The 14,104-nt window shown below is 76.2% G+C and carries 10 protein-coding genes; 5 read left to right on the forward strand and 5 right to left on the reverse strand.

What is annotated here, in order from left to right; translation table 11 throughout:
* Nucleotides 1–17 precede the first annotated feature (17 nt).
* Nucleotides 18–488 carry a hypothetical protein gene (locus ACWCHM_RS01365; RefSeq protein WP_454221299.1) on the reverse strand — a complete coding sequence of 157 codons (471 nt, stop codon included), beginning with the start codon at nucleotides 486–488 and terminating at the stop codon, nucleotides 18–20.
* A 128-nt stretch (nucleotides 489–616) separates the two neighbouring features.
* On the opposite strand from ACWCHM_RS01365, the gene ACWCHM_RS01370 reads away from it, so the two are divergent.
* From ACWCHM_RS01370 to ACWCHM_RS01380, 3 genes are read left to right on the forward strand one after another with little or no spacing between them, the layout of a single operon-like run.
* Nucleotides 617–1,552: an SseB family protein gene (locus ACWCHM_RS01370; RefSeq protein WP_454221300.1), complete on the forward strand. Its 936-nt coding sequence runs from the start codon at nucleotides 617–619 to the stop codon at nucleotides 1,550–1,552.
* Nucleotides 1,549–2,529: an SMI1/KNR4 family protein gene (locus ACWCHM_RS01375; RefSeq protein WP_307821104.1), complete on the forward strand. Its 981-nt coding sequence runs from the start codon at nucleotides 1,549–1,551 to the stop codon at nucleotides 2,527–2,529. Before ACWCHM_RS01370 ends, ACWCHM_RS01375 begins: the two co-directional genes overlap by 4 nt.
* A gap of 19 nt (nucleotides 2,530–2,548) precedes the next feature.
* Nucleotides 2,549–3,820, forward strand: coding sequence for a S8 family serine peptidase (locus ACWCHM_RS01380; protein WP_421490151.1), 1,272 nt, complete (start codon nucleotides 2,549–2,551; stop codon nucleotides 3,818–3,820).
* A 24-nt stretch (nucleotides 3,821–3,844) separates the two neighbouring features.
* On the opposite strand, the gene eccB is transcribed toward ACWCHM_RS01380, so the two are convergent.
* Complete coding sequence (gene eccB / locus ACWCHM_RS01385) at nucleotides 3,845–5,239, reverse strand: type VII secretion protein EccB (protein ID WP_281894317.1); 1,395 nt, start codon at nucleotides 5,237–5,239, stop codon at nucleotides 3,845–3,847.
* Nucleotides 5,240–5,246: 7 nt separating this feature from the next.
* Nucleotides 5,247–6,656, reverse strand: coding sequence for a type VII secretion integral membrane protein EccD (gene eccD, locus ACWCHM_RS01390; protein ID WP_454221301.1), 1,410 nt, complete (start codon nucleotides 6,654–6,656; stop codon nucleotides 5,247–5,249).
* A gap of 185 nt (nucleotides 6,657–6,841) precedes the next feature.
* Here eccD and eccCa point away from each other — a divergent pair, with 185 nt between their 5' ends.
* Entirely contained in the window at nucleotides 6,842–10,789 is a 3,948-nt protein-coding gene (gene eccCa / locus ACWCHM_RS01395; protein WP_454221302.1) for a type VII secretion protein EccCa, read from the forward strand.
* Nucleotides 10,790–11,048: 259 nt separating this feature from the next.
* Complete coding sequence (locus ACWCHM_RS01400) at nucleotides 11,049–11,807, forward strand: hypothetical protein (protein ID WP_454221303.1); 759 nt, start codon at nucleotides 11,049–11,051, stop codon at nucleotides 11,805–11,807.
* Here ACWCHM_RS01400 and ACWCHM_RS01405 read toward each other — a convergent pair.
* The gene (locus ACWCHM_RS01405; protein WP_454221304.1) at nucleotides 11,758–12,867 is read right to left on the reverse strand and encodes a hypothetical protein; all 1,110 of its coding nucleotides are present in this window, start codon (nucleotides 12,865–12,867) and stop codon (nucleotides 11,758–11,760) included. The genes ACWCHM_RS01400 and ACWCHM_RS01405 overlap by 50 nt on opposite strands.
* Nucleotides 12,864–14,099, reverse strand: coding sequence for a type VII secretion protein EccE (locus tag ACWCHM_RS01410; RefSeq protein ID WP_454221305.1), 1,236 nt, complete (start codon nucleotides 14,097–14,099; stop codon nucleotides 12,864–12,866). Before ACWCHM_RS01410 ends, ACWCHM_RS01405 begins: the two co-directional genes overlap by 4 nt.
* Nucleotides 14,100–14,104 lie beyond the last annotated feature (5 nt).

Genomic DNA, 14,104 nt, shown 5'->3' on the forward strand with positions numbered 1-14,104 from the left:
GTCGGGGGTGGCCGCGGTCAGTCGGCGGTGCCGCCCGACCGCTGCCCGGGGGCGGGGGCCCGGCCGGCCGGTGGGCTGGCCGACAGGTTCGCCTCGCACGTCGGGGAGATGCTGCTCTGGTCCTGCACGAGCCGGTCGCCGAACAGGATCGTGCAGTGCAACGTCGGTGGCCCGCCGGCGTACGCCAACCGTTCGTCGACCCCCGGGCGGACCTGCGGCGTCGCCGACACCCACACCCGTTCGACGTCCGGATAACGCAGCGTCACCGCGTGGGACCAGGCCCAGGTCAGGCTGGTGGCGGACTGTGTCTCCACCCTGCTGTGTCCCCAGGTGACCGCCATTCCGAACAGCCCACCCCCGCCGCCGACCACCTCGACGGTGAGCGTGACCACGTGGTCCACCGGGGCCGGTGCCGGGGCGGGCGACGGACCGGCGGAACAACCGGCCACAGTGGCGGCCAGGGCGGCGACCGCGACGACACGTCGCATGGAACCTCCTGCGGAACGTGGGCGGACGGCGACCGGCCCGTAGCCTAGCGTGCGCCCGTTGCGGGTCCCGCCCGCCGCCGGGACATCGCTAGGCTCAGGTCGACACCGGGCAGGGAGGGAGACCCGTCGTGGACGAGTCGTGGCAGCCGGCCAACGACACCGAACGGGCGTTGCTGCGCGCGGCCCGCGACGACGACCGCACCGGGTTCTTCCGCATCCTCACCCGGGCCGAGCTGTTCCTGCCGCAGGTGCGCGACGACGACCGGGCCGACGGCGGCCAGCGGTTCGTCACGATGGACCTTTTCGGAGCGCCGTTCCTGCCCGTGTTCACCTCGCTGGAGGCGATGGCGCCGCAGGTCGCCGGGGTCGCCGACGCGTACACCGTGACCGGGTACGACGAGCTGTGCGAGCGGTGGCCGGTGGCCGGCTGGCGGCTGGCGGTCAACCCGGGCACCCCGCTGGACGCGTACCTGCCGGTGGAGGCGGTCCGGGCGGCGGCGGCCGGCGAGCTGACCGTGCCCGCCGGGGCGGAACTGCTCACCGAGCTGGCCGAGGCGGCGGCCGACGACGAGATCGCCGCCGCAACCGCCGACGGGCCGGACGACCCGGCTGCCGCGATCGCCCCACCGGCCCCCGCCCCGCGCCCGGCGCCCGAGCCGGACACCGCCGCGCTGTTGCTCGACGCGGCCGAGCATGGTGACTCCGTCGGCTACCTGGACGCGCTGCTCGACGCGCTGGTGGTGCTCCCCACCGCCGCCCCGGTGCCCGACCCGGCCCGGCTGGTCGACCCGGATTTTCCGTGGCGGGCGGTCGGCGCGGGGGAGTCGCCGGTGATCGAGGTGTTCACCGCCCCGGAACGTTTCGCGCGGGCCTACCCGGACGGCACGCCGAGCCTGCGGGCCACGATGACCGCCCTGCTCACCGTCTGGCCGCCGGGGCACGCCCTGGCCGTCGACCCGGACTCCCCGGCCGGTGTCACCGTCCCCGCCGACCAGGTCCCGTTCCTGCTGCTCTGGCCCACCCCCGACGAGACCGTCCCCGGCCCGGACGGGGGGGACCGGTGAGCGGGGGCGGGCCGATCCCCGCAGCCCGGTACGCCTTCGGGGTGGCCCACCCGGTCGCGCCGATGCTGCGGGTCCGCTACCGGCAGGGCGTGCCGGTCGACCCGTACGGCTTTCCCGACTGGACGCCGTACGCGCGGGCGGTGGTCGAGCTGCCGCCGCTGCCGCCCGGCATCGGGGTGGACGAGGCCCGGGTGCTGGACGTGCTCACCGCCAACCTGGCGGTGCCCGACCCGGCCGATCCGCAGGCGTCGGGACGTACCCCGGCGGGGTGGGTCTGGGCGCACCTGCCGCGCAGCCGGCGGCTCGCGCTGGTGCCGGCGGAACTGCACGCGGCGCTGCGGCACCTGGGCGGGGTGAGCACCGGCGACGCCGACCACCGCCGACGCGGCCTGCCGGTGGACTCCGTCACCCCGCCGCCGCTGCGGTTCGCGCAACGGCTCACCCCGCAGGCGGTGACCCGCGTCGAGCAGCGGCTCGGCTTCGCCCTCCCGGCCGGCTACCGGGACTTCCTGGCCCGCACCAACGGCGGCTGGCCGGACTGGCCGGCCGTGCACCCCCGGTTCGGGTTCGTGGTCGACCAGCCGCTGTTCGGGGTGGCACGGGCCGACTGGATGCAGGACCTGTGCCACGCCAACGCCTGGTTCACCGACCGGTTCACCGCCGACTGGCTGGCCGTCGGGCACGTGCAGGGCGGCCTGCTCGCCGTGCGGGTCGCCGGCGGCGACGAGGGGTCGGTCTGGTACTGGGACGACGACGATCCCCGGGCCCGCGACGACGACACCGCCGCCGACGTGGGCGACCGGCTGCTGCACCGCTGCGCCGACAGCTTCGGCGTCTTCTGGCACGACCTGCGGGCGGTGCCCGGGTCGCTGCGTGACCTGGCCGTCGGCGCGGTGACCGGCGGCCTGGTCGGTCGGGTCGACGACGGGCGGACCGGGTCGGCGCTGCCGCCCGCCCGCCGCCGGCCCGCAGCGTGAGACGGGGACGGAGGAACACATGACGGGATACCGGCGACGGCGGATGACGGCGGCCGGCCTGGTGCGTCAGGCGGCGGGCGGGCTCGTCGTCGGGCTCGTCGCCGCGACCCTGGCCGGCCCGGTGCGGCCCGCCCCGGCGGCACCGGCGTGCGCGCCGGCCGGTGGGCAGGTCGGCACGCCGTCCTGGGCGCAGCAGGTGCTCGCCCCGGAGCAGGTGTGGCCGTTCAGCCAGGGGGCCGGGATCACCGTCGCGGTGCTCGGCTCCGGGGTGGACGCCGACCACCCGCAGTTGCGGGGGCGGGTCGGCAGCGGCTTCGACGCGGTCCGGGGCAGCGGCCCGGCCGACACCGACTGCACCGGGCAGGGCACCCGGGTGGCCGGGCTGATCGTCGCCCGGCAGGCCGACGGGTCGCCGTTCGCGGGCCTCGCGCCGAGCGCCCGGGTGCTGCCGGTACGGGTGGTCGACGACCTGGCGTTCGGGGCCGCCCCGGTCGACCCGGCGGTGCTCGCCCGGGGCATCGACTGGGCGGTCGACCGGGGTGCCCGGGTGGTCGCGGTGACCGTGGCCGCCGACCGGGACGCCGCGACCCTGCGGACGTCGGTGCGGCGGGCCGTCGACCGGGGCGTCCTGGTGGTGGCCGCCAGCGGTGACCGGGGCTCCGACGGCAACCCGGTGTCCTACCCGGCTGGCTACCCGGAGGTGCTCGCCGTCGGGGCGATCGGCCCGGACGGGCGGCGCTGGCCGAAGTCGCAGTACGGGCCGTACCTGGACCTGGTCGCGCCGGGCGTGGCGGTGACCACCACCCAGCGCGGCACCGGACTGGTCGAGGCCGCCGACGGCACCGCACTGGCCTGCGGGTTCGTGGCCGGTGCGGGGGCGCTGACCCTCGCCAAACGGTCCGGAACGCCGCGCAGCGAACTGGTCAGGCTGTTGACCGTGACGGCGGTCCCCGGTGCCGACCGCACCGAGTACGGCCACGGCACGGTCAACCCGTACGGGGCGGTCAACGACCAGTTGCTGCCGCAGGCCCGGCCGGCCCCGCTGCCCCGGTTCCGGCCCGCCGACGACCGGCCCGACCCGGCGGTACGGGAGAGCCGACGGATCGCCCTGGCCGGTGCCGCGCTCGCCCTGGCCACCGTGCTGGTGGTGTGCGCCGTCGCGCTGACCCTGCCCCGGGTGCGGCGTCGCCGGTGGCGGGCGGCCGTCGCGCCGGCACCCGCCCGGTCGACGCCGCCGACCGAACCCGGCCCGCCGGTGCAGCTCTTCGACGATCCGACACCCGGCCGCTGACCCATCACGGCGGACGGTCGGCGGTCAGCCGCCGGTGGTGATCGGCGCGGGTCGGACCGCGGCCAGCGGGTCCAGGGTGGGGCCGGTCGGGACCAGCATGGTCAGGCTCGGCGGCACCGTCAGCGCCCCCTGGGCCGGGTAGCCGAGCAGGCGCAACGCCTCGGCGGACGGCACCGGGTAGCGGATGCCCAGGTCGGTGACGATGCTGTACGCGCCGGGGCTGCCGAGCAGGCGCAGCACGGTGACCCGGCCGGCGGGGGCGGCGATCCGGTCGGCCAGCGGGATGCCGTCGGGGGACACGGAACCGGTCGGCGCGGCCCGGTCCGCGTCGGGCAGGGTGCCGCCCACGGTCAACTCCGGCGGGGTGCCGGCGTCGGCGGTGACGGCGCAGATCTGCTGCCCCGGCTCGGGGCCGAGCAGCTTCGGCGGGGTGGCGGGCGGCTGGCCCCGGTCCGGCGGGCGGGGGACCCGCTGGCTCTTGGGCAGCGACGTGACGTCGGAGACGGCGACCGGGACGGGTTGCCGCCCCGACTGGCCGGTCTGGATGGCCTGCTGCACCGGGGTGATCGGGGCGACCCCGTCGGCGAGCACCAGGTAGTGCTGCGGGCCGGAAGCGGTCTGCGTGACCAGCACGTCGCCGTTGCGCCGCCCGGACACCTCCCGGGACGGGTCCCCCCGGTCGGCGACGGGCAGCGCGGCGAGGTCCACCCCGGCGGGCAGCGCGTTCAGCCAGGCGGTGCCGACGGGGGTCGGGGTGACCGCCCCGAACAGGGCGGGAACGACCACCCGGGAACCCTGCACAAGGTGCCGGCGGCCGTGCCAGACCAGGTAGTTCATGCCCAGCGTGGCGTCCTTGACGAGCAGCCCGTCGTCGCCGACGCCCTGCCCACCGGCCGGCCGGGCGGCCAACGCCAGGGTCACCGTGTCGGTGGTGCGGCCGGTGTCGTCGGTCATCGGGGTGGAGCAGACCGTCCACGGCAGGCCGGCCCGCCGGTTCGCGGCCGGCAGCGAGGCGGGCGCGTTCGGGATGCCCATCGTCACCCCGCGCGGCACCGTGCCGAGGGTGCTGGCGGAGACGCGTACCACCGGGGTGCCGGGGCGGCCGGCGGCCAGCAGCGCCGACGCGTAGTTGAGCGTCGGGTGCAGCCGGCCATCCAGGTAGATGTAGGTCGCGCCGCTCTCCTTCTCGACCACCACCGCGCCGGGCTGCCGCCAACTGTTCCCGCCGACCTTGGTGAGCAGCCCGTAGATGCCGACCCCGGCGGCGACCAGGACGGCGACCATCAGCCCGCCGAAGAGCGCGCCGATGCCCCGACGCAGCGGCGACTGCTGCGGGTCGGTCTCGCGCATCACGAACGCGGACATCACCCGCTGGGTCATGAACTGGTACGACTGGAGCTGGTCCCGTCGCGTCGTCATCGTCGTCTCACCCGCCGATCGAGGCGAACATCCCCCGGATCGCCCCGAACAGGCCGATGACCGCGCAGGCCAGTGGGATCAGCGCCATGATGGCGAGCACGTCGGCGAGGTCGGCGGCCCGACCCAGGTAGGGCGACGGCCGGCGTCGACTGTAGACCAGCCCGGTGACCAGGGTCAGCGCCGCCGCGGCGACCACCCCGAGCCAGACGAGCACCCGGCCACCACCCGGTGCGGTGCCCAACAGCGCGGCGACCGCCAGCGCCGACAACCCCAGCAGGCCGCTGACCAGCAGCGGCACCCGCTGCGCGGCGGTGGGGAAGAGCCGCCCCCGCAACAGCAGCGCGCCGGCACCGCAGAGCGCCAGCAGCGCGCCGGCCGGGGTACGGTCAGCGGTCAGCAGGAACGCGATGGCCAGCGCGCCGCAGACCGAGGCGGACAGCAGCATCCCGGTGAGCAGTTCGGTGGCCCGCGCAACGGTCACGAAGACCTTCGCCCGCTCGGGCACCGGCCGGTCCTTGAGGATCTCCTCCGGCCGGTCGGGCAGTTCCGGCACCGGCAGCCTGCCCAACCAGCCGGCGATCAGCGGATAGCCGGGCAGCAGCCCGATCACCGTGGTCAGCGTCGCCGCCGCCGAGCCGGCGGGGGAGACCCCGCCGTAGCAGAGCAGCGCGGCCAGCACGCCGGTGAGCCCGGCCGCCGCCCCGGCCATGAACAGCCGCTGCACCCCACCGACCGCCGCGTAGCCGACGATGCCGAAGACCAGCAGCGCGGCGGAGCCGAGCAGCAGGCTCGGTGCCCCCAGGTCGACCAGCCGGGCGTCGTCCGGTGCGCCGAGCAGCGCCCCGCCGAGCAGCGCGTAGGGCAGGCCGGCGGCGGCCACCACGGCCCCGGCGGTGGCGTCGGGCACGGCCCGCGACAGCACCGGCCCGACGACCGCCAGCAACGCCGCGACCCCCAGCGCCAGCATCCCCGGGGTACGCCACGGCGCGCCGACCGCGGTCAACGCGACCAGGCCGAACCCGAGCAGGGCGGCGGTGACCGCCAGCCCGGCCCGCCGGGTCGCGTCGTCGCTCCAGGATCGACCGGTCCGCCGCGCGCCGCTGGCGATCACCTCGACCACGTCGTCGTACGCCAGCTCGGGCCACTCGTCGCGGCCGGGCGTGAGGTGCAGCAGCTCGCCGTCGCGGACGCCCTGCACGGCGAGGTTGCGGGTGGCCTCCAGCAGGGTGCCGGTGGCCCGGCGCAACACCCACCCGCCCTGCTGTTCGCCGGCGTCGCCGAGGCCCTCCCCGGCGTGCCGGAGCAGGTGCGGCAGGAGTTCCCCGACGAGCATGCCGTTGGGCAACGCCACGTCCATCCGCCGCTGGGGGGCGGCGATGGTCACCCTGGCCAGACTGAGACCGCCCGGGGCCGTCACGCTGGTCACCTCCCCGTGTGCCACGCGTCCGCGCGGTTGCCTCCTGGGCCTTCCGCGGCGGTCAAGGTAGCACGGTCGCACCGCCCGCCGGGTGGCCGTCCGAGCGCGGACGGCGGTCCCTGCCAGGGGCGACCGGTCGATAGAGTGGGCCGCCGGAGACCTACGTGGTGGGAGGTACGGGGGAGATGTCGTCGTTGGTGGTCGTCAAGCGTCCACCCCGCCGGCCGGCGCCCCCGCTGCCGACCGGTGAGGTGCTCCTCGACCCGCCGCCCGAGGTGCCGGCTGCCGGTGGCCGGGGCTGGACCCGGATGCTGATGATCCTGCCGATGGCGGCGGGTGCCGCGGCGATGGGCCTGATGATGGGCATGCAGCGCGGCGGCGTGATGACCTATGTGGTCGGTGGCATGTACGGGATCTCCATCCTCGGCATGATCGCTGTAATGGCGGTCAACCAGACCGGGCCCGGCAAACGCGAGATGATCGAGGCCCGCCGCCAGTACATGCGCCGTCTCGCCCAGCTACGCGCCCAGGTCCGCGCGACCGTACGCCAGCAGCGGGAGGCCATCCACTACCGGCACCCCGACCCGGACTCGCTCTGGTCCACGGTGACCAGTGGCCGGCTGTGGGAACGTCGCCGGGGTGACGCCGACTTCAGCGTGGTTCGCATCGGGCTCGGCCCGCAGGAGGTCGCCACCCCGCTGATCCCACCGCAGACCCGCCCGGTGGACGAGTTGGAGCCGCTGTGCGCGGTGGCGCTGCGCCGGTTCGTCGCCACCTACTCGGTGGTGCCCGACCTGCCGGTGGCGATCGCCCTGCGCGACTTCTCCCACGTCTACCTGCGCGGTGCCGACGACGCCGTACGGGGGCTGGTCCGCGCGGTGGTGGCCCAGCTGACCACCTTCCACGCCCCCGACGACCTGCTGGTCGCGCTCTGCGTCGACCCGGACCGGCGGGCCGGCTGGGAGTGGGCGAAGTGGCTGCCGCACGCCCAGCATCCGACCAAGCTGGACGCGGTGGGCCCGATCCGGCTGTTCGCCCCGACCGTGGTGGCGCTGGAGGCGATGCTCGTCGACGTGCTGGCCAACCGGCCCCGCTTCGAACCGACGGCGACGGCGGCGGTCACGCCGTACGTGCTGGTGGTGGTCGACGGCGGGCAGGTCGCCGGCTCCGACCACCTGCTGACCGAGGGCGGCGTCGCCGGGGTGACCCTGCTCGACCTCACCGGCCGGCCGCCGCGCCTGCTCGACGAGACCTCGGTGGTGCTCGACGTCGCCGACGACGGCACCATCTCGGGCACCACGATGGACGGTGCCACCCGGGTCGGCCGGGCCGACACGCTCGACCCGGCGCGGGCCGAGGTGCTGGCCCGGGAGTTGTCGCCGCTGCGGCTCTCCGCCGCCTCGTACGCCGACCAGCCGGCCGTCGCCACCGATCTGGGCCTGGCCGACCTGCTCGGCCTCGGCGACCCCTACGAGCTGGACCTGACCGACGCGTGGGGCAGCCGGCCCAACCGCAGCCGGCTGCGGGTGCCGATCGGGGTCAACGAGAACGGCCGGCCGATCGAGCTGGATCTCAAGGAGTCAGCCCAGGAGGGGATGGGGCCGCACGGGCTGCTCGTCGGCGCGACCGGCTCCGGCAAGAGCGAGCTGCTGCGGACGCTGGTGCTGGCGCTGACCGTCACGCACAGCCCGGAGATCCTCAACCTGGTGCTGGTCGACTTCAAGGGCGGCGCGACGTTCGCCGCGCTGGACCGGCTGCCGCACACCAGCGCCGTGATCACCAACCTGGCCGACGAGCTGTTCCTGGTCGACCGGATGCTCGGCGCGATCCAGGGCGAGATCACCCGCCGGCAGGAGCTGCTGCGCCGGGCCGGCAACTACGCCTCGCAGCGCGACTACGAGCGGGCCCGCGCGGCCGGGGTGCCGCTCGCCCCGCTGCCCAGCCTGCTGATCGTGGTGGACGAGTTCAGCGAGCTGCTCAGCGCCCGACCGGACTTCATCGACATGTTCGTGCAGATCGGCCGGGTGGGCCGGTCGCTGGGCATGCACCTGCTGCTGGCCTCGCAGCGGCTGGAGGAGGGGCGGCTGCGCGGCCTGGAGACGCACCTGTCGTACCGGCTCGGGTTGCGCACGTTCTCCTCGATGGAGTCCCGGGCGGTGCTCGGGGTGGCCGACGCCTACGAGCTGCCCCGCTCACCGGGGCACGGCTACCTCAAGGCCGGCACCGAGGGGCTGGTCCGGTTCAAGGCCGCGTACGTCTCGGGGGCGGTCCGGCAGCACGGCGGGGTGCCCACCGTCGGCGGTCGGCTGATCGACCCGGTCCGCGACTACACCACCGACTACGTTCCGCTGGCCACCGACGACGCGCCTGACGAGCCGACGCAGGCCCCGGTCGACGAGCACGTCGGGGAGAGCCTGCTCGACGTGCTGGTGGCCCGGATGCAGGGGCGCGGGCCGGCCGCCCACCAGGTCTGGTTGCCGCCGCTGGAGGAGCCGCCGACCCTCGACGCGCTGCTGCCACCGGTGCAGGTGTCCCCGGTGCGCGGCCTGACCATCGCCGCCGAGGACCGGCACGGCGCGCTGCACGGCGTGGCCGGCATCGTCGACAAGCCGTTGGAGCAGCGCCGCGACCCGCTCTGGTTGGACCTGGCCGGGGCGGCCGGCAATGTGATGGTGGTGGGTGCGCCGCAGACCGGCAAGAGCAACCTGCTGCGTACCCTGGTCACCAGCCTGGCCCTGGGCAACACCCCGCGCGAGGCGCAGTTCTACTGCCTCGACTTCGGCGGCGGCACCCTGGCCGCGCTGGCCGGCCTGCCGCACGTCGGCGGGGTGGCCAGCCGGCGCGAGGTGGACAAGGTCCGCCGCACCATCGCCGAGCTGCACGGGCTGATGCAGGCCCGGGACGCGTTGTTCACCGCGCACGCGGTGGAGGGTGCGGCGGCCTACCGGCGGGCCCGCCGCGAGGGCCGGTTCCCCGAGGACCCGTTCGGCGACGTGTTCCTGGTGGTGGACGGCTGGGCGGCGCTGCGGGCCGAGTTCGAGGACCTGGAGCCCCTGGTCACCGAGCTGGCGAACCGGGGTCTCGGCTACGGCATCCACCTCCTGGCCGCCACCAGCAGGTGGATGGACGTCCGGCCCGCGGTGCGGGACATGTTCGGTGCGAAGGTGGAGCTGCGCCTCGGCGAGCCGGCCGACTCGGTGATCAACCGGCGGGCCGCGGTGAACGTGCCGGAACAGCACGGCCACGGGTTGACCCCTGACGGCCTGCACTTCCTCGCCGGCCTGCCCCGCCTCGACGGCCGGCCGGTGGTCGACGACCTGCCGGACGCGCTGGCCGACCTGGTCAAGCGGGTGCAGCAGCACTGGACGTCGGCGGGTGCCCCGGCCGTCCGGCTGCTCCCCGCCGAGCTGCCCTACGCGGCGCTGCCCGCCGCGCAGGGCGGCCTGATCCCGATCGGCATCGCCGAGACCGACCTCCAGCCGGTACGCCTCGACTTCACCGCCGAACCGCACCTGCTGCTCTTCGGGGACGTGGAGTGCGGCAAGAGCACGTTCCTGCGCGGGCTGGCCCGCGGCATCGTCGAGGGCAACGACCCGGCGGCGGCCCGGATCATCCTGGTCGACTTCCGGCGCAGCCTGCTCGGCGCGGTGGAGTCCGAGCACCTGATCGGTTACGGCACCTCCCCGCAGGTCACCGCCGACCTGGTCAAGCAGGTGGCCACGGTGATGGGGGAGCGGTTGCCGGGGCGGGACGTCACCGCCGAGCAGCTACGCGACCGGAGCTGGTGGAAGGGTCCGGAACTCTACCTGCTGGTCGACGACTACGACCTGGTGGCCGGGGCGGCGGTCAACCCGCTCGCGCCGCTGCTGGAGTACCTGCCGCAGGCCCGCGACATCGGCCTGCACCTGGTGCTGACCCGACGGATCGGCGGTGCCGGGCGGGCCATGTTCGACCCGGTGATCGGGCGGATCAGGGAACTCGCCTCCCCGGGCATCATGATGTCCGGTCCGCGTGAGGAGGGCGCGCTGTTCGGCACCGTCAAGCCGCAGCGGCTGCCGCCCGGCCGGGGCTGGCTGTTCACCCGCCGGCACGGTGCCCAACTGGTCCAGCTCCCGCTGGTGCCCCCGACGTAGCGGGCCGTCGGTCCGACGGTCGGTTCTGCTCCCGAGGACCGGAACTGCCTGCTAGCCTGGATGGTGCAGGACGCCCGCCGGGCTCCCGCGCCCGCCTTGAGGCCCGCTGATGCGGGCCTCTCGTGCATTCGTCTCAGCTTTGCCTGCGCATCGGATCCCAGCACCACGAGTGGTTTGGGTGACGGGCGGGACCTGCCCACCCGAGGGTCCGCGTGTCGGGGCGACTCCGCGTGGGAATCAGGCGGGTTACGCTGCGCTGGTGAGCCGCCGTGACCAGTACCGGGCCGAGTTGCGGGCGGGCGGGCCGGCGCGCTGGCCGGCGTACCTGCGGGAGCGTTCGGGGTTGCCGGGGCCGCGCGCCAACCTCGAACTCGCCCAGGCCGTCGCCGACGAGGGCGGGCCCGACACGTTCGACAGCCTGCTCGCCACCGACGACGAGTACCTGGTCTTCTGCGGCGTGCTGGGCCTCGGTCGGCTGCTGGCCGACGGTCCGCCGGCCCGGACCCGGACCCGGATCGAGGCGCGCCTGCACGGGCACGCGACCGACCCCCGCTGGCGGGTACGCGAGGCGGTGGCCCTGGCGTTGCAGCGGCTCGGCGACGCCGACCTGCCCCGCCTGCTCGACCTCGGCACGGCCTGGGTCGGGGACCCGCACCCGCTGGTCCGGCGGGCGGCCGTCGCGGCCGTGTGCGAACCGCGCCTGCTGACCGCTGCGGAGGCCGCCGCCCGCGCCGTCGCCCTGTGCGGACGGGCGACGGCGGGCCTGGCCGCGCTGCCGGCCGACAAGCGTCGCGACGACGACGTCCGGGCCCTGCGTCAGGCGTTGGGCTACTGCTGGAGTGTCGCCGTGGCCGCCGATCCGGCCGGTGGCCTGCCGGCGTTCCGGGCGCTGGCCGCCGTCGACGACGGCGACGTGGCCTGGATCGTCCGCGAGAACGGCCGGAAGAAGCGCCTCGCGCGGCTGCTCGTCAGCGCCGCGGCACGCCCAGCAGGTGCTGCTCGACCGGGGTCTGACTGATCCACAGGTGCCGGTCCGCGCCGCCGCCGACCAGGGTGAGCATGTCGTCGGCCATCACCCGCAGGAACCGGCCGCTGTCCGGGGGCAGCCGCAGCGCCTGCTGCGCGGTCACGGACTCGTCGGCGGAGAGTCGTTGCAGCACGCAGAGGTCGCTGTCGCGCAGGGCGGGGGCGGTGCCGGCATCGAGCCGCCGCAGCACGGTCAGTTCGGCCTGCCACGGGCCCGGGATGGTCGATCCGGGCGCGTGCGGCGGTAGGTCGCGCACGATCAGGGTGGGCTGCCCGGCGGTGCCGGCGGCGGGCACCGGGCGGCCGTCGACGCGTACCTCGACCCGGTCGGCGGCCCGGCCGAGCGCTGCCGGGCCGAACCCGGTCCAGGTTCCCGGGTCGGCGGTGACCACGACGACCCGGGCACCGAGGGCCAGCGCCCGGAAGGCGACGAGCTGACCCGCCCACACCCCGCCGACCAGGACGACCCGGGTCGGTTCCGGGCGGAACAACCGGATGGTGACCGCCGCCCGACGGCGGTCCGCGCCGAGCACCAGACCGGCCGGGAGCGGGCTCGGGCTGAGCCGGGCGAGCGCCGCCGGGGAGACCGCGTGGGTGCCGATCCGCAGCCGGGGCAGCCGACCGGACGGCCCGCCCCGACCGGAGGCGTCGCCGACCCCGGGGAGGTGGGCCGGCGGTGGGCCGGGGGGAGCGGACGGATGGCTCTCCGGGGCGGCCAGCGGACTGGCCAGGGCCCGGGTCAGCGGGTCGGCGGTGGCCAGCGCGGTCGCGGCGGCGACGCCTGTCGCGTCGGCGTCCGCGTCGACCCGGGTGCGGGACGTGCCCAGCACCGGCGCGTCCGTGCCGACAGGCGGCGCGGTGCCCGGTGGTGCGGCCACCGGCGGCGGTACGGCGGCCGAGGCGACCGCCCCGCCCGGGTGCCCCCCGGCCACCGCCGGCCCCTGCGGGTACGGCCCACCCACCGGGTCGCGGTACGGTCCGGCCGGCTGGTCGGGGGAGGTGCCGAAGGTGGCCGGCACCGCCGTATGCCGTTCGTCACCAGGGCCGGTCATCCCGCGCCACCTCCCGTCGGTGCCGACGCGTACACCGCCGGGCCGTGTTCGCCGTCGAGCGGGAAGAGTTCCCCGCCGGCCTGTCGTACCCCGTCGACCGCCGGCCCGCACAGCTGCGGCAGCAGCTCCGCCGGCCCGGTCACCCGGACCAGGCCGCGCAGGTCGAGATCCTCACCCGGCCCGTTCGTGGCCACCGTCAACGACACCGTCACCAGCGACGCCGGCAGCGTCTCCAGCCAGCCGAGCATGGCCGCCGCCCGGTCGACGGGCGGCCAGCGGCGGATCCAGAACGAGCGGTGCGCGATCGGGCCGCAGTGCCACGCCGACCACTCCTCACGCACTCCGGCGGCACCGGCCGGGAGGCCGGGGGTGAAGCCGCAGGACCGGCCGACGGCGGCGAGCAGGCCGTGCGCGTCCAACAGCCGGTGTTCGACCCCGCTGCGGCGCAGCGACCTGCCGGTCTGCCGGGCCAGCGCGGCCACCACCGAGGGGGCGACGCCCAGGTCGACCGCGTAGTCGCCGACCGCCTCGGCGAGCGCGCGGGCGTCCAGCCGGACCGCCACCCAGGTCGCCCGCCCGGCCGGGACGGGGGTGCCGCCGAGGTCGGCCAGCAACTGCCGGTAGGACTCCCGGGCGGGGGCCGTCGGGTCGCCGGTCGGACCGCCGGCCGGCACGGTGCTGGTCACCACCTGGAGCACGGTGCCCGGCTGGCCGGACTCGGCCAGCGCGGTGGCCAGCACGTCCAGCGGCAGGCCGGCCGGCGCGTCGCCGGTCGGCCCGGAGCCGTCGACGGCGGCCACCGCGAACCAGCCGGCGTCGTCGCGGGCCACCCCGATCCGGGTGCCGTCGGCCATCGCCACGGTGCCCACCGACAGGCCGGGCGCGAGTCGTTGCAGGGCGTCCAATCCCGGGTCGGCGGCGACCGGGACCGGCGCGGCGGCCCGTCGCCGCTGCTGCCGGGCCAGGGCCCGCCGCTCCAGCCACCAGCGGCCCCGCGAGCGCAGGAACACCACGGTCAGCAGGAGTACGCCGCACAGCGCGGCGACGACCAGCACCGGCATCCCGAACAGTCCACTGGCGAGGACGCCGAGCAGCACCGCCTCCAGCAGGAGCAGTTGCAGCACGTGCAGTTCGCCGATCCGGCCGGGCCGGCGGCGGGGTGCCAGGTGCACGCGGGCGGCGGGGTCGTCCGGCCGGAGTGTGGCGCGTGCCGGCCGTGGTGCTCCGGTCATCTCCG

It is taken from the genome of Micromonospora sp. SCSIO 07396 (assembly GCF_053667945.1).